This is a genomic window from Streptomyces sp. NPDC001920, assembly GCF_053594495.1.
Genome location: NZ_JBSFEP010000006.1, coordinates 322,031 through 340,847, shown reverse-complemented (window position 1 = coordinate 340,847; position 18,817 = coordinate 322,031). Strand labels below are relative to the sequence as shown.

Genomic DNA, 18,817 nt, shown 5'->3' with positions numbered 1-18,817 from the left:
CAGCCTTGCAGGGGGCCGGAACAACGGCACGTTATATCGGTGACCCAGGTCACGGGAAGAGTTGCCGGGGGGCGAGATCGGAGCCGGACCGACGACCGGGGTTTCCGTGGAGGCCGCCGTGGCGGCTGAGACGGCCGTATGCATTCCGGCCAACGACACGCGCGCGTGTGTACCCGTTCGGGCTCACACGCGCGCGTGGGGGTGTTCTCGGTGGGACGCGGGTCCCGGCGGGTCAGCCGGCGCCGCCGCCCGTGGGATCCGTCGGCAGCGTCGCCGGGTCGGTGGGCTGCTCGGTGGGCTCCTCCGTCGGCTCGGGCGTCGTCGGCTCCTCCGTCGGCTCGGGCGTCGTCGGCTCCTCCGTCGGCTCCTGCGTCTCGGGCTGCGACGGCGTGTCGGTGGGCGGGTACGACTCCGTGTACTCCGGGTCGGTGCCTGTGTCGCCGCCGTCGTCCGTGAACTCGTCGGTCGGGTTCTGGGTCGGATCGTCGGTCGGGTCCTCGGTCGCCTTGTCCTCGTCCTTGGTCTGCGAGACGGTCGGCGTCTGGGTGGTTCCCTTGCCGGGGTCCTTGTCGTTGTCCTTGTTCAACGCCAGCGCGACGCCCGCCGCGATCGCGATCACCGCGAGGACGGCCAGGATCCAGAGCTTGCCGCGGCCGCTGCCCCTGTTGCCGTGCCCCTCGAAACCGCCGTCGTCCCCGCCGCCGTAACCGGACGGCAGGATCGGCTGCGGGATCTGCGTCGTACCGGAGCCGGGGTCCCCGGGGTGCCCCATCACGGCGGTGTGGGCGAAGCCCGACGCCGGGGTGTGCCGGCCCTCGTGCATCGTCACCGGGCCGGTGTTCCAGGTGCCGGTGTGGCCGCCCTGGTCGTACAGCATCTGCAGGCCGTACTGGACGAGGCCGCGCATCTCCTCGGCCGTCTGGAACCGGTCGTCCGGCTCCTTGGCGAGCGAGCGCATGACAAGGCCGTCGAGTTCCGGCGGCGAGGCGTCGGAGACCTCGGACGGCGGGGTCGGGATGTCCTGGACGTGCTGGTAGACCACCGACAGCGGGGTCTCGCCGGTGAACGGCGGACGCAGGGCGAGCAGTTCGTAGAGCAGGCAGCCGGTCGCGTACAGGTCGGAGCGGTGGTCGACCGCCTTGCCGAGCGCCTGCTCGGGCGACAGGTACTGGGGCGTGCCCATGACCATGCCGGTCTGCGTCATCGTCGACTGCGCGCCGTGCAGGGCGCGGGCGATGCCGAAGTCCATCACCTTCACGGCGCCGTTGTTGGTGATGATGACGTTGGCCGGCTTGATGTCGCGGTGCACGATGCCGTGCTGATGGGAGTAGGCGAGCGCCTCCAGGACACCGGAGACGATGATCAGGGCCTGCTCGGGACCGGGCGCCTCGGCGTTGATCAGGAGGTCGCGGATGGTCCGGCCCTCGACGATCTCCATCACGATGTACGGCACGCTGTGGCCGTTCACGAAGTCCTCGCCGGAGTCGTACACGGCGACGATCGCGTGGTGGTTGAGCCCGGCGACCGACTGCGCCTCGCGCGTGAAGCGGGCCTTGGACACCGGGTCCTCGGCGAGGTCGGAGCGCAGCAACTTCACCGCCACGGTGCGTCCGAGGCGCACGTCCTCGGCCGCGAACACCTCGGCCATGCCGCCCCGGCCGAGTCTGCGGGTCAGCCGATACCGGCCGTCCCCGACAAGTCCGCCATTACCCCACATTTCCGGCGCGTCTGACATACCGCCGCCAGCCGCCTCGGGGTCGGACGGGCCCTGAGCGCGCTGCTGCTGTGCCATCGGTCCTCGCCGTCGTTTCTGCCCGCGGTGCGCGCGGTGTTGTTACGGTCTCCGTCGGCCACGCTACAGCCTCCGCGCAAGCCGTCGGCCCGAGACGGTCGCCCCGACCGGACGGAGACGGACCGGCCATCAAACCGGTACCCCGTCTCCTCGTGCAAATTCTGTGTACTGGCCGTACCGCCCCGGTAACGCTTCCGCGGTGCTTCTTTCGCGTACGGTCACGGAACGGGCACCGTGCTTGACCTGTCGGTGCCGTGGGGCAGACTTGGCCGGGGATTAGCACATTGGATCACTCGGATCACCCGATCCACCGCGATCGCAGGCGCCCGAGAGGCTACGGGGGACGCAGAACATGAGCCAGGACGGCGCGCAGGGCCGGTACGCGGGGCAGGCACTCGCGGGCGGCCGCTACCAGCTGCGCGACTTGCTCGGCGAGGGCGGCATGGCCTCGGTGCACCTCGCGTACGACTCCGTGCTCGACCGGCAGGTCGCGGTCAAGACCCTGCACACCGAGCTGGGCCGCGAGCAGGCGTTCCGCGAGCGGTTCCGCCGCGAGGCCCAGGCCGTGGCGAAGCTCACGCACACCAACATCGTCTCCGTCTTCGACACCGGCGAGGACACCGTCGACGGAATGACGACGCCGTACATCGTCATGGAGTACATCGAGGGCCGGCCGCTCAGCTCGGTCTTCGACGAGGACGTACGGCAGCTCGGCGCGATGCCCGCCGACAAGGCGTTGAAGATCACCGCGGACGTGCTCGCGGCCCTGGAGATCAGCCACGAGATGGGCCTGGTCCACCGGGACATCAAGCCGGGCAACGTGATGATGAACAAGCGCGGCGTCGTCAAGGTGATGGACTTCGGCATCGCGCGGGCCATGCAGTCCGGTGTGACGTCGATGACCCAGACCGGCATGGTGGTCGGCACCCCGCAGTACCTCTCGCCGGAGCAGGCACTGGGCCGGGCCGTGGACGCCCGCTCGGACCTGTACTCGGTCGGCATCATGCTGTTCCAACTCGTCACCGGGCGGCTGCCGTTCGACGCGGACTCGCCGCTGGCCATCGCGTACGCGCATGTGCAGGAGGAGCCGGTGGCTCCGTCCTCGATCAACCGGGCGCTGCCCCCGGCCGTGGACGCGCTGGTGGCCCGCGCGCTGAAGAAGAATCCGAACGAGCGCTTCCCGAGCGCCGAGGCCATGCGCGACGAGTGCCTGCGCGTGGCCGCGTCCTTCCAGGCGGCCCCGCCGAGCATCGTGCCGGGCGCGCAGACGCAGAGCGGCCAGGGCGTCGGCGCCTCGGTGTTCCCGCCGGTCGGGCAGACGCCCCCGCCCTCGGGCCCGGTCCAGACGCCGTACCCCCCGAACCAGTCGACCCCGGCTCCGAACCCGTACGGCACGCCGCCTCCGTCGATGCCCTCGCCCTCGTACGGATACCCGCAGCAGCCCGGCTACCAGACACCGCCGCCCGGCTCGTACGCACCTCAGCCGGGCCACGCGACCCCGCCGCCGTACACCATCTCCCCCCAGCCGCAGGGACCTTCGGGCGGCAACAAGAACAACCGGCCCGTCGTCATCGGCTCGATCATCGTGTCCCTCGCCGTCGTGGGCGGTCTGATCGTGGCGCTGTCGCTGAAGGACGGCGGGAGCGGGGACGACCCGGGCAAGGGCGGCGATTCGACGGCGACGGCCGCGGCGACGAAGGCGCCGGGGTACCGGGAAGGGGACAGCTCGAAGACGGTCAAGACGACCGTGTGCACCGAGCCGACGGAGTCGTACACCGACCCGGACCAGGTGCAGATGCCGGACTTCACCTACAAGTACTGGCCGTCGGTCGAAGCCTGCCTCAAGGCCGCCGGGTGGGACTACGAGAAGATCGACAAGAACGAGAACACCTTCGGCCAAGGCACCGTGCTGAAGCACACGCCCGAGGTGCGCGCGAACTTCGATCCTGACGATCCGCCGGAGATGACGTTCGAGGTCTCCACGGGCAATCCGGAGTGACGGCCACCAGGTGAAAGGGCCCGGCAGCGTCGGCTGCCGGGCCCTCGATCCGTCCGGAACGGGTGGTTACAGGTACGGGCCGCCCGTGCGGCCCGCCTGGCGGTGTTCGCCGTCCTCGTGGCCGCCGACGCCCGGCGGGAGGGCGCGGCGCATCTGCTCCAACTGGGCGCGAGCGGCCATCTGCTGGGCGAAGAGCGTGGTCTGGATGCCGTGGAAGAGGCCCTCCAGCCAGCCGACCAACTGAGCCTGCGCGATACGCAGTTCCGCGTCGCTCGGGGTCGCCTCGTCCGTGAACGGCAGGGAAAGCCGCTCCAGTTCCTCGACGAGTTCCGGCGCCAGGCCGTCCTCCAGCTCCTTCACCGAGCTGGCGTGGATCTCCTTCAGCCGGACCCGGCTCGCCTCGTCCAGGGGCGCGACGCGCACCTCCTCCAGCAGCTGCTTGATCATGCTGCCGATCCGCATGACCTTCGCCGGCTGTTCCACCTGCTCCGTCACGGGGATCTCGCGGGAGTCCTCGTCTGCGTTGCCGCCGGTGAGCGCCATCCCGTCCTGGCCCACGACCAGGATCTGGGGGTTCTCGGACGGCCTGTCGTTCCTCGGCATCTCCATGCCGCCATTCTCTCGCACCCGTACAGCTCATCATCGTGGTGCCCCCGCCGGGGCAAGATCCACCGTTTGCACCGCAGGACTTTCTTCGCCGCCCCGGTGGAGCCGTCCGTTCCTGTCCGTTCCCGTCCGTTCCGGGCCGGTGGCACCGCCGCGGCCGCGCTTCGGGGATTCGGTCGGGTGGCGGAGTCTGGAATGCCGGGTTCATTGGTGACTGTGAGGCTTGTCCCATGACTCCATGGCTGGGAGTGGGACAGGAACGGCCACGCGCCGCTTGTGGTGCCCAGGGCGCTGTGCACCGCCGCCGGGCGGGACACGGGGCGCCGCGGGTCGCGCGGGCGGCGGGGGTGCTGGTCGGGTTGGTGGCCGGGTTGGTCGTGGGGACGTGCGGCACGGGGACGTCATGGGGGCTCGACGGCCCGCGCTCCGGGGCCGCACTCGGGGCGTCGCCCGGTTCCGCCGCCCATTCCGGCTCCACTGCCACGTCGAGGGTGCCCTCGGCTCCCTCGGGATCGCCCACGGGTTCCTCCGCGGAGGCGGTCTCGGACTCCCCCGGCTCCGCGGCCTCCTCCTCCGCCGCCGTCGCTGACGGGTCCGCGAGCCACTCCGCGTCCTCCACCGCGGCTGCGGCTCCCGGGTGGTCCGGGGAGCCCGGCCCCGTGGGGGAAACCGGTCACGCCGGTGTCGAAACCGCAGAAGCCGTCGGTGCAGCCGGTGAAAGCAGCCAGGCCGGTGCGGGCGGCCAGGACCGTGAGACCGGTCAGGACAGGGACGCCAAGCAGGGACGCGAGTCCCCGGCGTCCGACGCGTCGTCCGCCGCGCCCGCACACGGCCCCGTCACCTCGCCTCCCGCCCCGTCCGACAAGCCCTCCCGCGCCGGGAGCCGGCCCGGTGAGGGAAGGGAGCGGCCCGGACGGCCGAGGGGGCCGTTGGAGGACGAGGAAACGGCGGCCGACGAGCCCGGCGGCCGCGAACGGGACGAACGCGACGAGGAGGGCGGGGACGGCGACGGCTCGACGGAGGCCGAGGGGGAGGCGGACGGGAGCGATTCCGGGGACCCGGATGCCGCCGACGACGCCTCCGCGGCGCCCTCCGCCCCGCCGAGCCGATCCGGCGGGCAGCCCGTCCCGCACGCCGAGGGACCCGCCGAGCCCGTGCTTGAGGTCCTGCCCCTCGGCAGCGGGCTGGTGCTCATCGGGCTCGGTCTGGGGCTCGCCTTCGTCGGTCTGCGGCTGCGGCGGGAGCAGTGGTGACGGCCCCGTCGGGGCGGCCGCTCAGGACTCAGCCCCGCGGCGCCACGAGGAGCACCTTCCCGACATGCCCGCTCTCCTCCACCACCCGGTGCGCCTCGGCCGCGTCGTTCATCGGGATCTCACGGTCGACGACGGGACGTACGTGGCCGCCGGCCAGCAGGGGCCACACATGCTCGCGTACGGCGGCGACGATCGCCGCCTTCTCGGTGAGCGGGCGAGCGCGCAGCGAGGTCGCGCTGATGGCACCGCGCTTGGCCAGCAGCGCACCGATGTTGAGCTCGCCCTTGACCCCGCCCTGCATGCCGATGATCGCGAGCCGGCCGTTGACGGCGAGAGCCTTGACGTTGCGGTCGAGGTACTTGGCGCCCATGTTGTCGAGGATGACGTCGGCCCCGGCGCCGTCCGTGGCCTTCTTCACCTCGGCCACGAAGTCCTGCTCCCGGTAGTTGATCAGGATGTCCGCGCCCAGCTCGGCACACCGGTCGAGCTTCTCGGCACTGCCCGCGGTGACGGCGACCTTGGCGCCGACGGCCTTCGCCAGCTGGATCGCCATGGTGCCGATGCCGCTGGAGCCGCCGTGCACCAGCAGGGTCTCGCCGGGCCGGAGGTGGGCGACCATGAAGACGTTCGACCAGACCGTGCAGACCACTTCGGGCAGGGCGGCGGCCTGCGTCAGGCTCACGCCCTCGGGCACCGGCAGCAGCTGGCCGGCCGGCACGACGACCTTCTCGGCGTAGCCGCCGCCCGCGAGCAGCGCGCACACCTCGTCCCCGACGGCCCAGCCGCCGACACCGGGACCGAGTTCCGCGATGCGGCCGGAACACTCCAGCCCGGGGTACGGGGAGGTACCGGGCGGCGGGTCGTAGAAGCCCTGTCGCTGCAGGACGTCGGCACGGTTGACGGCCCCGGCCACCACCTCGACCAGCACTTCGCCCTCGCCGGGCGTGGGGTCGGGGACCTCGTCCCACACCAGTGCCTCGGGCCCACCAGGTTCGGGAATCGTGATCGCATGCATGGGACGGACGGTACTCCTCGGCCCTCGCCTGCCGACCGCGTACTCCGTCGCCGGGCCCGGCAGCTCGCCGTGAGCTCCCCTCTCCCTCGGTCCCTCGGCGGGCCCTGGAAAAAGCCTGTGCGGCAGCGATGAGTTTGCGCGACCGTGAAGGTCTCCCCATGCGTAGTCCAAGAACACGGAAGGCCACTCGGAAGGAACCGACACATGAGCACGCGGACGACGTCCGGTCTCGCCATCGAGACCGCGGGCCTGGTGAAGACATTCGGTGAGACACGGGCCGTCGACGGCGTGGACCTCGCGGTTCCGGCCGGGACGGTCTACGGGGTCCTCGGCCCCAACGGCGCGGGCAAGACGACCACGGTGAAGATGCTCGCCACCCTGCTGCGACCGGACGGCGGCGAGGCGCACGTCTTCGGCCACGACGTCGTCCGCGAGGCCGACGAGGTACGCGGCCGGGTGAGCCTCACCGGACAGTACGCCTCCGTGGACGAGGACCTCACCGGCACCGAGAACCTGGTCCTGCTGGGCCGGCTCCTCGGACACGGCAAGCAGTCGGCGCGACTGCGTGCCGCACAGCTCCTGGAGGCCTTCGGGCTGACGGACGCGGCCGGGAAGCAGGTCAAGAACTACTCCGGCGGCATGCGACGCCGTATCGACATCGCCGCCTCCATCCTCAACACCCCCGACCTGCTCTTCCTCGACGAGCCGACCACCGGCCTCGACCCGCGCAGCCGCAACCAGGTGTGGGACATCGTCCGCGCGGTCGTCGCGCAGGGCACCACCGTGCTGCTCACCACGCAGTACCTGGACGAGGCCGACCACCTGGCGTCCCGCATCGCCGTCATCGACCACGGCAAGGTCATCGCCGAGGGCACCAAGGGCGAGTTGAAGGCGTCCGTCGGCGCCGGTTCGGTGCATCTGCGGCTGCGGGACGCCGCGCAGCGGCCGGAGGCCGAGCGTGTGCTGCGGCTGACCCTGGACGCGGACGTACAGCTGGAGCCCGACCCGGTGGCACTCACGGCGCGTGTCGGCTCCGGAACGGCCGACGGACAGGGCGCGGCGGAGCAGGCCGCCCGCGCGCTCGGCGAACTGGCCCGCAGCGGCATCACCGTCGACAACTTCTCCCTGGGCCAGCCCAGCCTGGACGAGGTCTTCCTCGCCCTCACCGGACACGACACCCAGGAGACCAAGGACGACAAGGACGAGGTGGCGGCATGAGCACGGTGACGCAGACCGAGAACCAGGAACTCGCCCCCGTCAGCGCCGAGTCGCTCGCCGCGCTGCTGGTCTCCGGGGAGCGGCCGCCGCGGCCCAGCGCCTGGTCGGCCTCCATGACGTTCGGCTGGCGGGCGATCCTCAAGATCAAGCACGTGCCGGAGCAGCTCTTCGACGTCACCGCGTTCCCGATCATGATGGTGCTGATGTACACGTACCTGTTCGGGGGCGCCCTCGCCGGCTCCCCGAAGGAGTACATCCAGTTCCTGCTGCCGGGCATCCTGGTGATGTCGGTCGTGATGATCACGATGTACACCGGTGTCTCGGTGAACACCGACATCGAGAAGGGCGTCTTCGACCGCTTCCGGACGCTGCCCATCTGGCGGCCGTCGACCATGGTCGGATACCTGCTGGGCGACGCCCTGCGCTACACGATCGCGTCCGTGGTGATGCTCACCGTCGGCATCATCCTCGGCTACCGGCCGGACGGCGGGGTCGGCGGTGTGCTCGCCGGGATCGCGCTGCTGGTGGCCTTCTCGTTCGCGTTCTCGTGGATCTGGACGATGTTCGGGCTGATGCTGCGCTCCGAGAAGTCCGTGATGGGCGTCAGCATGATGGTGATCTTCCCGCTCACCTTCCTGTCCAACGTCTTCGTCGACCCGAAGACCATGCCGGGCTGGCTCCAGGCCTTCGTCAACAACAGCCCGATCACCCATCTCTCCTCGGCCGTACGCGGCCTCATGGCGGGCGACTGGCCCGCCGACGAGGTCGCCTGGTCGCTGGGCTGGGCAGGGCTGTTCGTCGTGGTCTTCGGGCCGATCACGATGCGGCTCTACAACCGCAAGTAGTCGGACAGGCCGTCACAGGCCCCCGGGGGGAGGCTCAGACGGGCCTCATCCCCGGGGGCAGACGCCTGTCGTCGGGTGCGACCTGGCTGCCCGGCGTCGCCCGCACAATGGTGATGAGCCGGTCCGTCAACTCCAGTCTCCCGACGTCCGGATCGTCGTATCCGAGCACCCGGTGCCCGCGTACGACACTGATCACCAGGTCCTCCGTCTGCCGCGGGCTCTTGCCCACCTCGGCCTTTATGACGGGCCGTTCGACGATGTCCAGTCCGCTGCCCTGCTGGATCAGGTCCTCCAGGACCATGCCGGCGGCGGGGCTGAGCACGGAGAGGCCGAGCAGCCGTCCGGCCGCGCTGGCGCTGGTGATGACCGCGTCGGCGCCGGACTGCTTCAGCAGCGGGGCGTTCTCCTCCTCACGCACCGCGGCCACGATCTTCGCGCCGTGATTGAGCTGCCGGGCCGTCAGCGTCACCAGGACGGCGGTGTCGTCGCGCTGGGTCGCGATGATGATCTTCCGTGCCTTGTGCACCTCGGCCCGCTTCAGGACCTCGCTGCGCGTCGCGTCGCCCGTGACGCCCGCATAGCCGTCGGCGACCGCCGCGTCGATCACCTTCGAGCTCGGGTCGACCACGACGACCTGGTCCTTCGGCAGGCCGGTCGCGCAGACGGTCTGGATCGCCGAACGCCCCTTCGTGCCGAAGCCGATGACGACGGTGTGGTCGCGCAAGGTGGACCTCCAGCGGGTCAGACGCCACTCCTCCCGAGTCCGTTCGGTGAGGACCTCAAGTGTGGTGCCGACCAGGATGATCAGGAACAGCACCCGCATGGGCGTGATGACGAAGATGTTGGTGAGCCGGGCGGCGTCACTGACCGGGGTGATGTCGCCGTATCCGGTGGTGGAGAGACTGACGGTCGCGTAGTAGAAGGCGTCGAGGAGATCGACGGAACCGTCGGAGTTGTCGTTGTAACCGTCGTTGTCGGCGTAGACGATCAGAGCCGCCAGCACGAGCAGCGTGAGCGCCATCGTGACCCGCTTGGCGACCTGGCGGAACGGATGCTCCACGATCTTCTTCGGGAGCCTCACCCGATAGGTCGCGACCCGTTCGTCAGCCTGGCGGGCGATCGCGTCCTGGCCCGGAAGTTTCACGTGAAACACACCTCGATGCCGGCACTCGCCCAGGGCAGATCCAGCAGTTCCGTCTCCTGACCCGCGCGCGCACCGCCCGGCGGTACGACGGCGACGGCGTCGGCCGCCGCCATCCCCCGCAGCATGGCGGGACCGTGGTAGTGCAACGGCACGGCATGGTCACCGCGCAGCACCACGGGGATGAGCCGGGTGTCGTACGGATGCCCGTGCGCCGCCTCCTTCAGGGGCAGCGTGTACGACTCCGGGGCGGGGCGGACGGCGAGGGTGCGCAGCAGCGGCTCGGCCAGGGTGAGCAGGCCGGAGACCGCGGCCAAGGGGTTGCCGGGCAGGCCGACGAGGTGCTGGTCCTCCTTGATCCGCGCCAGCAGCATGGGGTGGCCGGGCCGCACCTTGACGCCGTCCACGAGAAGTTCGGCGCCGATGCGTTCCAGGATGGGGTGGACGTGGTCGACGGGCCCAGCCGCGGTGCCGCCCGTGGTGACGACGAGGTCGGCGTCGGAGCCGGTGAGGGCCTTGTGCAGGGCCTTGGCGTCGTCGCCGAGCCGGCGCACGGCGGTGACCTCGGCGCCCAGGGCACGCAGCCAGGGCGGCAGCATCGGGCCGAGGGCGTCTCGGATCAGCCCGTCGTGCGGAAGCCCTTCGGTCAGCAACTCGTCGCCGAGGACGAGGACTTCGACGCGGGGGCGGGGTACGACGGTGAGGGTGTCGTATCCGGCGGCCGCGGCGAGGCCGAGCACGGCCGGGGTCACAACGGTGCCCACGGCGAGCAGATGGTCACCGCGACGGCACTCCTGGCCGCGTGGGCGGATGTCCTGACCGGGCTGGACCTCCCGGGTGGCGTGCAGACGCCCCTGGCTGTCCGAGCGTCCGTGCTCGGAACGCAGCACGGCGTTGGTCTCCGGAGGGATGCGGGCGCCGGTGGCGATACGGACGGCCTCGCCGTCGGTGAGCGCCTCCGGCTCGCCGTGCCCGGCCAGCACGCCCTCCTCGCGTACGGCCCAGGGGCCGGGTCCCGCGACGGCCCAGCCGTCCATCGCCGAGGTGTCGAAGGAGGGCAGGTCGGTGAGGGCGGTGAGGGGGGCGGCCAGGGTGAGGCCGAGGGCTGCGTCGAGGGGCACGCGGACCGGAGCGCGGCGGGCTGCCCGGGTGCCGGCGCGGGCGGCCTGGGCGGCGATCTCACGGGCGCGGGGCCAGGGGGTCGCGTGGTGATGGCGGTGCTGGTCCGGCGAGCTGGGGGCGGGCGAGGCGGGGGCGGGCACGGGATCGCCGGGGGTGTGGTGGCCGTTGCGTTCCTTCACCAGGGCGAGCACCTCCTCGACGTCGAAGTCCTCGGCGTCCCCCTCCGCCTGGATGCCACGGGCGGTCATCCGGCGTCCGGGCGGGCGTCGGACACGGCCTCGGACTTCGCGGCGGCCGCTTCCTCCGCCCAGCGCAGGGCGAGGGCGGTGGCCTTGCGGGAGGCCTCGGCGACGGCTTCGGGGCCTCCCTCTCCGCCCTCGGCCCGGGCCGCGGCGTAGCCGACGAGGAAGGTGGTCAGCGGTGCTGCCGGCCGTGCCACGCCGTGGGCGGCGTCGCGAGCGAGGTCCAGCAGGACCTTGGTGTCGACGTCGAGGTCGATGCCCAGTTCGTCCTTGACTGCGGAAATCCATTCATCCAACACGTGCCCATGCTCCCTGATGCGTGCCCTGGCGGTGGCGATGTCGTCCCAGGTGTCGCAGTCGAAGGACGCGACGGGATCGGGGACGCGGGTGAGTTCGAGGGCGCCGGTCAGCCGGCGCAGGGGGAGGCCGGTGAGGCCGTCGTGCCGCCGGCCGAGCGCGGCCAGTTCGCGGCGCAGCGCGGACGCTCGGTAGGCGGCGACGAGGGGCTGGTCGCGGCCGTCGGCGTCGGTGAGCAGCGCGCCGTCGGCGCCACCCGTGCGCAGGGCGGCCAGCAGCCGCCGTACCGTGCCCTCGTCGAGGAACGGCAGATCGGCGGAGAGGACCACGATCCACTCCGCCCGGGTGTGCCGCAGCCCGGCGTCGAGCGCGGCGAGGGGACCACCGCCGGGTGGGTCCTCGCGCGCCCAGGTCACCGGTCGCGCGGTGGAGCGGGGATCGGCGACGACGACCGTGGTGCCGGCGTCGGCGCAGGCGGTGAGCACCCGGTCGAGCAACGCCCGCCCGCCCACGCGCAGCCCGGGTTTGTCCGCGCCGCCGAGCCGCCGCGCGGCACCGCCGGCGAGCACGACGGCGTCGTACGGGCCGTCGTGCACGGCCTCGGCGGCGCCCTGCATGCTGGGCGGTTGGTACGCGGTCACCCCCCGAGTATGCGTGTCTCCACGATCACAGGGAACGCGGTGGGGCAACCGGAGGCCGTTTCGGCTCGCTCACCGGGAGCGCGATGCGAGCAGTTCCGGCCCTGACGGCTCGCTCACAAGGTGCGCAGCAGCACCGCCGGCTGTTCCACGCAGTCCGCCACGTACCTCAGGAAGCCGCCCGCGGTACCGCCGTCGCAGACACGGTGGTCGAAGGTGAGCGCCAGCTCGACGACCTGCCGGACGGCCAGCTCACCCTCGTGGACCCAGGGCTTGGGGATGATGCGGCCGACGCCGAGCATCGCGGCCTCGGGGTGGTTGATGATCGGCGTGGAGCCGTCGACGCCGAACACTCCGTAGTTGTTCAACGTGAAGGTTCCGCCGGTGAGTTCCGCCGGTGTGAGGGTGCCCGCGCGTGCCGCCTCGGTCAGCCGGGCGAACTCGGCGGTCAGCGACTCCGCGTCCCGCGCGTGTGCGTCTCGCACGACCGGGACGACGAGCCCCCGCTCGGTCTGGGCCGCGAACCCGAGGTGCACGTGGTCGAGCTGGACGACCTCCCTGGCCTCCATGTCGACCGTGGAGTTCAGCTCGGGGAACCGGGCCAGGGCGGCGGTGCAGATGCGGGCCAGCAGAGCGAGCAGGGAGATCTTCGGCCCACCGGCGGCGTTCATGGCCGTCCGCGCCCTCATCAGCTCGGTCGCGTCGGCGTCCACCCAGCAGGTCGCGTCGGGGATCTCCCGCCGGCTGCGCGACAGCTTGTCGGCGACGGCACCTCGGACGCCCTTGAGGGGGGTGCGGATGCCGGCCGGGCCGGTCTTGGCACGGGCGGGAGGAGCTGCCGCGGGAGTCACCGCGGATGCCGTTCCCCGGGCGGCCGTGGGCGCCGCCACCCGTCCCTGCGCGGAGGCGGCCCGCAGCGCGTACTCCACATCGGCCCGCAGGATCAGCCCGTCCGGTCCGGAACCGTGCAGTTCCCGCAGGTCCAGGCCGTTCTCACGGGCGAGGCGGCGGACGAGCGGGGAGATCACCGGCACCGGGCCCTCGTGGCCGCCGTTGTGAGGCGCGGCCGGGGTCGCGCCGGCGGACGCGGCGGAGGGCCCACGAACGGCCTGCTCCCGCCGCTGCGGAGCCGTCGGCCGCACCCTGCGCCGCCGCGAGGGGGCCTCGGACGTGCCGTAACCCACCAGGACGTTCCCGGAACCCTCGGTCTTGCCGCCGGGGGCGGCCGGTTCCTCGGCCTGCCGCCCGACAGCACCGCCGGAGTCCGGTGCTCCTACCGCCACCGTGATCAGCGGCGCCCCGACGGGCAGTTCCGTGCCCTCGTCGCCGAAGCGGGCCGTGACCACGCCGCCGTAGGGGCAGGGAACCTCGACCATCGCCTTGGCCGTCTCGACCTCGACGACCGGCTGGTCCACGGTGACGACGTCACCGACCTCCACCAGCCAGCGGACGATCTCCGCCTCGGTGAGCCCCTCCCCGAGGTCGGGGAGCTTGAACTCCAGCACCTGTGCCATCAGCTCTCGGCCTCCCACTGCAGACGCCCCACGGCGTCCAGGATGCGGTCCACGCCGGGCAGGTGGTGACGCTCCAGCATCGGCGGCGGGTAGGGGATGTCGAACCCGGCCACCCGCAGCACCGGTGCCTCCAGGTGGTGGAAGCAGCGCTCGGTGACCCTGGCCGCGATCTCCCCTCCCGGGCCGCCGAACCCGCCCGACTCGTGCACGACGACCGCCCGCCCGGTCCGCCGCACCGAGGCGCTGACCGTCTCGTCGTCGAACGGCACCAGCGAGCGCAGGTCGACGACTTCCAGATCCCACCCCTCCTCGCGCGCCGCCTCGGCGGCTTCGAGGCAGACGGGCACGGACGGTCCGTACGTGATGAGCGTGGCGCTCGTCCCCGAGCGCCGCACCACCGCGCGGCCGATCGGTTCAACGCTCTGCGGGTCCTGCGGGTTCCAGGTGTCCTTCGACCAGTACAGCCGCTTGGGCTCCAGGAAGACGACCGGGTCGTCGGAGGCGATGGCGGCGCGCAGCAGTCCGTAGGCGTCGGCGACGGTCGCGGGCGTGACGACATGGAGCCCCGGAGTCGCCATGTAGTACGCCTCGGAGGAGTCGCTGTGGTGCTCGACACCGCCGATGCCGCCGCCGTAGGGGACGCGCACGGTGATCGGGAGCGGCATCTTGCCGCGGGTGCGGTTGCGCATGCGCGCGACGTGCGAGATGAGCTGCTCGAACGCCGGGTAGGCGAACGCGTCGAACTGCATCTCCACCACGGGACGCAGCCCGTACATGGCCATGCCCACCGCCGTGCCCAGGATGCCCGCCTCGGCCAGCGGCGTGTCCGTGCAGCGGTCCTCGCCGAACTCCTTGGCCAGCCCGTCGGTGACCCGGAAGACTCCGCCGAGGGTGCCGACGTCCTCGCCCATGACATGGACGGTGGGGTCGGCGGCCATGGCGTCGCGCATCGCGCGCGTGAGGGCCTGCGCCATGGTGGCCGGCTTGACGGCGACGGTGGTCATCGGTGCGACCCTTCCGACTCGGCCTCGAGCTCCGCCCGCAACTGGGCCTGCTGTTCCAGCAGTTGCGGCGTGGGCTCGGCATACACGTGGGCGAACAGGTCCATCGGGTCGAGCGCCGGGTCCGCGTTCATCCGCTCGCGCAGATCCGCGGCCATCGTCTCGGCGGCGTCCCGCGCGGCCTGCTTCCCGGCCTCGTCGAGCAGGCCCCGCTCGGTCAGCTCGTGTTCGAGGAGCGCGATCGGGTCGTGTCCGCGCCAGGTCTCGACCTCGGAGTCGCCGCGGTAGCGGGTCGCGTCGTCGGCGTTGGTGTGGGCGTCGATGCGGTAGGTGATCGCCTCGATGAGCGTCGGTCCGCCGCCCGCGCGGGCATGCCGCACGGCGTCGCCGATCACCTCGTGCACGGCGACCACGTCGTTGCCGTCGACCAGCCGGCCGGGCATCCCGTAGCCGACGGCCTTGTGGGCCAGTGACGGGGCCGCGGTCTGCTTGGCGAGCGGGACGGAGATCGCGAAGCCGTTGTTCTGGACCAGGAAGACGACCGGGGCCTGCCACACGGCGGCGAAGTTCAGCGCCTCGTGGAAGTCGCCCTCGCTGGTGCCGCCGTCGCCGACCATGGCCAGCGCGACCACGTCGTCGCCCTTGATGCGGGCGGCGTGGGCGAGGCCGACGGCGTGCGGCAACTGGGTGGCGAGCGGCGTGCACAGGGGGGCCACGCGGTGCTCGTGGGGGTCGTAGCCGGTGTGCCAGTCACCGCGCAGCAGGGTCAGCGCCTCCACGGGGTCCACGCCCCGGGCGACGGCCGCGAGGGTGTCGCGGTAGCTCGGGAAGAGCCAGTCGCGCTCCTTCAGGGCCAGCGCTGCGGCGACCTCGCATGCCTCCTGGCCGGTGCTGGACGGGTAGACGGCGAGGCGGCCCTGCTTGGTCAGGGCGGTCGCCTGCGCGTTGTACCTCCGTCCGCGCACCAACTCGGCGTACAGCCGGCGCAGCAGGTCCGGGTCGGCCTTGGCGGCGGCCTCGGTGCCGAGGACGCGGTAAGGCTCCGCGTCCGGCAGCAGCGGCGCGGGGTCCATGCGGGGCTGCCAGGCGGGCGGCGGCGATGGCCGGTACGCGCCTCGCTGCTCCATGACCGTCATGACGGCACCTCCTCGTGGGAGCGGCTACGGGAGGCGCGACGGCAGTGACGCGCCTCACCTACCGATTGTTCGGTCGTCGGCACATTTTGGCTACAGGCCCCCTCAGGCTGTGGACAAACGGTTCTCCACAGCCTCCAATGAACGCAGTACGTCCACGGGAGGAAGGTGGGGGGACATGGCGCCTGAACAAATGGCCGACAGCCCGGGCGACGGCGCACCCGCGGCGCCGCCTCGTCCGCTCGACGCCATCGATCTGGACATCCTCCAGATGCTCCAGGCGGACGGCCGCGCGTCGATAAGGTCGGTCGCCGAGCGGGTGCATGTCTCGCGCGCCAACGCCTACGCCCGCATCAACCGCCTCATCGAGGACGGCGTCATCCGCGGCTTCGGGGCCCGCGTCAATCATGAACGCGCCGGTCAGGGAACGTCCGCCTACATCACCTTGAAGATCGTGCAGAACTCCTGGCGCACGGTGCGCGAGCAGCTCACCCAGCTCCCGGGCGCCTCGCACATCGCGCTGGTCGGCGGCGACTTCGATGTGCTGCTCCTGGTGCACACCTCCGACAACAGGGCGCTGCGCGAGTTGGTCCTGACCCGGCTGCAGGCGATCCCCGAGGTGCTCAGCACGCGCACGCTGCTGGTGTTCGAGGAGGAGGACCTGGAGCCGCAGGGCTGAGCGGGCGCCCCGGCCGTCAGCCGGAGGCCATCGCCATGGCCACGTCCTCGCTCATGCGTCACAGCTCACCGGACGGGGCGCCCACGGGCATCCGGCCCCGTACTCAGCCGGCCACGCGCGCGTACATCAGGCGGCGGCCCGAGCCGCTGCAACGGTCAGTCCTCCTGCCGTAGTCCCCCGAAGACCAGCCGCACCACGGTGTCGGCGACCTCGCGTTCGCTCACGCCGCGGCCGTCCGGCCGGTACCACTCCACGATCGAGTTGATCATCCCGAAGACGAGCCGGGTGGCCAGCCGCACCTCCACGTCGGCCCGCACCTCGCCGTCGGCGGCAGCCGCCTTCAGCAGTGCGGCGACCCGGTGGTCGAAGTCGCGGCGCCGCTCCAGCGCCCACCGTTCGGTCTCGGTGTTGCCGCGCACCCGCAGCAGCAGCGTCACATAGGGCAGCTCGGTTATGAGCACCTCGACCATGCGCCGCACGACGTACTCCAGGCGGTCGGCGGCGTGCCCCTCGCGCGCGTGCTCCTCGTCGAGGATCCCGAAGAGCCCGTCGAGCGCCCGGCTGACGGCGCGGCGCAGCAGCTCCTCCTTGCCCGTGACGTGGTGATAGATCGACGACTTGGAGATGCCGGCGGCCTTGGAGAGGTGCTCCATGGAGGTGCCGTCGTAGCCGCGCTCGTTGAAGACCCGCACGGCGACGGAGAGCAGCGTCTCGGGCGTGTACGTGTCGCGCTTGGCGGTGGTCATACGGTGCAGCCCTCCCGGGTCATGAGGTGCCGCCCTCGCGCTTGTCGGAGGCGTACGCGTGGCGGTACAGCGCGAGGGACGGCGCGTACCGCCCCGAGGGGTCGCGCAGGTGCAGGTCGTCGAGGAGAGCGTAGGCCCAGTTGCGGCCGAGCCTGCGGCTCCATTCGAAGGGGCCGAGCGGGTAGTTGACGCCGAGCCGCATCGCGGTGTCGACGTCCTCCTCGGTGGCCACGCCCTTGGCGACGGCGTCGTGCGCGAGGTCGATGATCCGGGCGACCGTGCGGGCGACGATCATGCCGGGGACGTCACCGATGACGCTGACGTCCTTGCCGAGCGCCTGGAAGAGCCCGGTGGCCTCGGCGAGGGTCTGCGACGAGGTGTCCTGGGAGGCGGACAGGGCGATCCGGGTGGCCCGGCGGTAGTCGAGGGCGAGGTCGAAGTACACGACGTCCCGGAACTCCACCGAGGTCTGCCCGTCGGCGAGCGCGAGCTGGCCGCCGCCGGGCAGCACCAGGCGGGTGCCGTGGTCCTCTTCCTCCTCGCGGACCTGGATGCCCGCCTCGCGGATCAGTGTGAGCAGCTCGGAGGCGGGGCCGAGGTCGCCCTCGACGACGACGTAGGCGGGCGGCCGCTGCTTCTCCGCGGTGTGCGGCTCGTCGCGCTCGGCGGTCCCGCTCTCGGCGGAGTAGTCGTACCAGCCGCGCCCGCTCTTGCGGCCCAGCCGGCCGGACTCGACCAGGCGGCGCTGGGCGAGCGAGGGCGTGAAGCGCACGTCCTGGAAGAACGACTGCCACACCGAGTGCGTGACGGACTCGTTGACGTCCTGCCCGATGAGGTCGGTGAGCTCGAAGGCGCCCATCTTGAAGCCGCCGCACTCGCGCAGGACGGCGTCGATCGTGGCCGGGTCCGCCCCTTGCGCCTCGTAGACCGCGAAGGCCTCCGCGTAGAAGGGCCGGGCGATGCGGTTGACGATGAAGCCGGGGGTGTCGGCGCAGGCGACCGGCGTCTTGCCCCAGGCGCGGGCCGTCTCGTACGCGCGCGTGGCCGACGTGACGTCGGTGGCGAACCCGGAGACGACCTCGACCAGCGGCAGCAGCGGGGCGGGGTTGAAGAAGTGCAGGCCGACGAAGCGGCCGGGGTTGGCGAGGGCGCCGCCGATGGCCGTGACGGACAGGGACGAGGTGTTGGTGGCGAGCAGGCAGTCCTCGCCGACGACGCCTTCCAGCTCGCGGAACAGTTCCTGCTTGATGTCGAGGCGCTCCAGCACGGCCTCGACGACGAGGGCGCAGTCCGCGAGGTCGGCGAGCGAGCCGGCGGGCCGCAGTCGGGCGCGGGCCGCGTCGCGCTCGGCGCCGGTGAGGCGGTCCTTCTCGACGAGCCGGTCCAGGCGCGCGCCGATCGCGTCGGCCGCGTCCTGGGCCCGCCCGGGTACGGCGTCGTACAGCCGTACGGGATGGCCGGCGACCAACGCGACCTGGGCGATGCCCTGGCCCATGGTGCCGGTGCCGACGACGGCCACGGGGCTGCTGAGGTCGAGTGCTGTCATGTGCGCGATCCTCCCGCACGGGGTTTTCCA

16 protein-coding genes are annotated in these 18,817 nt (G+C 71.9%); 5 read left to right on the top strand and 11 right to left on the bottom strand.

All coding sequences use genetic code 11. The features are described 5' to 3' along the window. Positions 1–232 precede the first annotated feature (232 nt). Positions 233–1,792: a protein kinase domain-containing protein gene (locus ACWCPI_RS13070; RefSeq protein WP_451038170.1), complete on the bottom strand. Its 1,560-nt coding sequence runs from the start codon at positions 1,790–1,792 to the stop codon at positions 233–235. A 352-nt stretch (positions 1,793–2,144) separates the two neighbouring features. On the opposite strand from ACWCPI_RS13070, the gene ACWCPI_RS13065 reads away from it, so the two are divergent. After that, entirely contained in the window at positions 2,145–3,791 is a 1,647-nt protein-coding gene (locus ACWCPI_RS13065) for a protein kinase domain-containing protein (protein WP_451038169.1), read from the top strand. 66 nt (positions 3,792–3,857) lie between these two features. On the opposite strand, the gene ACWCPI_RS13060 is transcribed toward ACWCPI_RS13065, so the two are convergent. After that, the gene (locus ACWCPI_RS13060) at positions 3,858–4,400 is read right to left on the bottom strand and encodes a bacterial proteasome activator family protein (protein ID WP_388803585.1); all 543 of its coding nucleotides are present in this window, start codon (positions 4,398–4,400) and stop codon (positions 3,858–3,860) included. A 656-nt stretch (positions 4,401–5,056) separates the two neighbouring features. Here ACWCPI_RS13060 and ACWCPI_RS13055 point away from each other — a divergent pair. After that, on the top strand, positions 5,057–5,650 hold the full coding sequence (locus tag ACWCPI_RS13055; RefSeq protein ID WP_451038168.1) for a hypothetical protein: 594 nt from the start codon (positions 5,057–5,059) through the stop codon (positions 5,648–5,650). Positions 5,651–5,678: 28 nt separating this feature from the next. On the opposite strand, the gene ACWCPI_RS13050 is transcribed toward ACWCPI_RS13055, so the two are convergent. Next, positions 5,679–6,665, bottom strand: a complete 987-nt coding sequence (locus tag ACWCPI_RS13050) for an NAD(P)H-quinone oxidoreductase (RefSeq protein ID WP_451038167.1) — start codon at positions 6,663–6,665, stop codon at positions 5,679–5,681. A gap of 204 nt (positions 6,666–6,869) precedes the next feature. On the opposite strand from ACWCPI_RS13050, the gene ACWCPI_RS13045 reads away from it, so the two are divergent. Further along, positions 6,870–7,883: an ATP-binding cassette domain-containing protein gene (locus tag ACWCPI_RS13045; RefSeq protein ID WP_451038166.1), complete on the top strand. Its 1,014-nt coding sequence runs from the start codon at positions 6,870–6,872 to the stop codon at positions 7,881–7,883. After that, entirely contained in the window at positions 7,880–8,728 is an 849-nt protein-coding gene (locus ACWCPI_RS13040; protein ID WP_451038165.1) for an ABC transporter permease, read from the top strand. The genes ACWCPI_RS13045 and ACWCPI_RS13040 overlap by 4 nt, the downstream gene beginning before the upstream one ends. Positions 8,729–8,762: 34 nt before the next feature. Here ACWCPI_RS13040 and ACWCPI_RS13035 read toward each other — a convergent pair whose 3' ends face one another. The 6 genes from ACWCPI_RS13035 to pdhA all read right to left on the bottom strand — a co-directional run bounded on the left by ACWCPI_RS13035 (position 8,763) and on the right by pdhA (position 15,819). Further along, positions 8,763–9,872: a potassium channel family protein gene (locus tag ACWCPI_RS13035; RefSeq protein ID WP_451038164.1), complete on the bottom strand. Its 1,110-nt coding sequence runs from the start codon at positions 9,870–9,872 to the stop codon at positions 8,763–8,765. Then, positions 9,869–11,239, bottom strand: a complete 1,371-nt coding sequence (locus tag ACWCPI_RS13030; protein ID WP_451038163.1) for a molybdopterin molybdotransferase MoeA — start codon at positions 11,237–11,239, stop codon at positions 9,869–9,871. Before ACWCPI_RS13030 ends, ACWCPI_RS13035 begins: the two co-directional genes overlap by 4 nt. After that, a complete protein-coding gene (locus tag ACWCPI_RS13025) occupies positions 11,236–12,171 on the bottom strand; it encodes an NTP transferase domain-containing protein (protein ID WP_451038162.1) in 936 nt (311 codons plus the stop codon). Before ACWCPI_RS13025 ends, ACWCPI_RS13030 begins: the two co-directional genes overlap by 4 nt. A gap of 113 nt (positions 12,172–12,284) precedes the next feature. Then, positions 12,285–13,682 (bottom strand): dihydrolipoamide acetyltransferase family protein, encoded by a 1,398-nt coding sequence (locus tag ACWCPI_RS13020; protein ID WP_451038161.1) that lies wholly within the window; start codon positions 13,680–13,682, stop codon positions 12,285–12,287. Next, positions 13,682–14,686 (bottom strand): alpha-ketoacid dehydrogenase subunit beta, encoded by a 1,005-nt coding sequence (locus tag ACWCPI_RS13015; protein ID WP_451038160.1) that lies wholly within the window; start codon positions 14,684–14,686, stop codon positions 13,682–13,684. The genes ACWCPI_RS13020 and ACWCPI_RS13015 overlap by 1 nt, the downstream gene beginning before the upstream one ends. Further along, on the bottom strand, positions 14,683–15,819 hold the full coding sequence (gene pdhA / locus ACWCPI_RS13010; protein WP_451038159.1) for a pyruvate dehydrogenase (acetyl-transferring) E1 component subunit alpha: 1,137 nt from the start codon (positions 15,817–15,819) through the stop codon (positions 14,683–14,685). Before pdhA ends, ACWCPI_RS13015 begins: the two co-directional genes overlap by 4 nt. Positions 15,820–16,009: 190 nt before the next feature. Between pdhA and ACWCPI_RS13005 the strand changes: the two genes are divergently transcribed. Beyond that, on the top strand, positions 16,010–16,495 hold the full coding sequence (locus tag ACWCPI_RS13005; protein WP_451038223.1) for an Lrp/AsnC family transcriptional regulator: 486 nt from the start codon (positions 16,010–16,012) through the stop codon (positions 16,493–16,495). A gap of 155 nt (positions 16,496–16,650) precedes the next feature. Here ACWCPI_RS13005 and ACWCPI_RS13000 read toward each other — a convergent pair whose 3' ends face one another. After that, complete coding sequence (locus ACWCPI_RS13000; RefSeq protein ID WP_388803548.1) at positions 16,651–17,241, bottom strand: TetR/AcrR family transcriptional regulator; 591 nt, start codon at positions 17,239–17,241, stop codon at positions 16,651–16,653. A 19-nt stretch (positions 17,242–17,260) separates the two neighbouring features. Continuing rightward, positions 17,261–18,787, bottom strand: coding sequence for a 3-hydroxyacyl-CoA dehydrogenase (locus ACWCPI_RS12995; RefSeq protein WP_451038158.1), 1,527 nt, complete (start codon positions 18,785–18,787; stop codon positions 17,261–17,263). Positions 18,788–18,817: the final 30 nt, after the last annotated feature.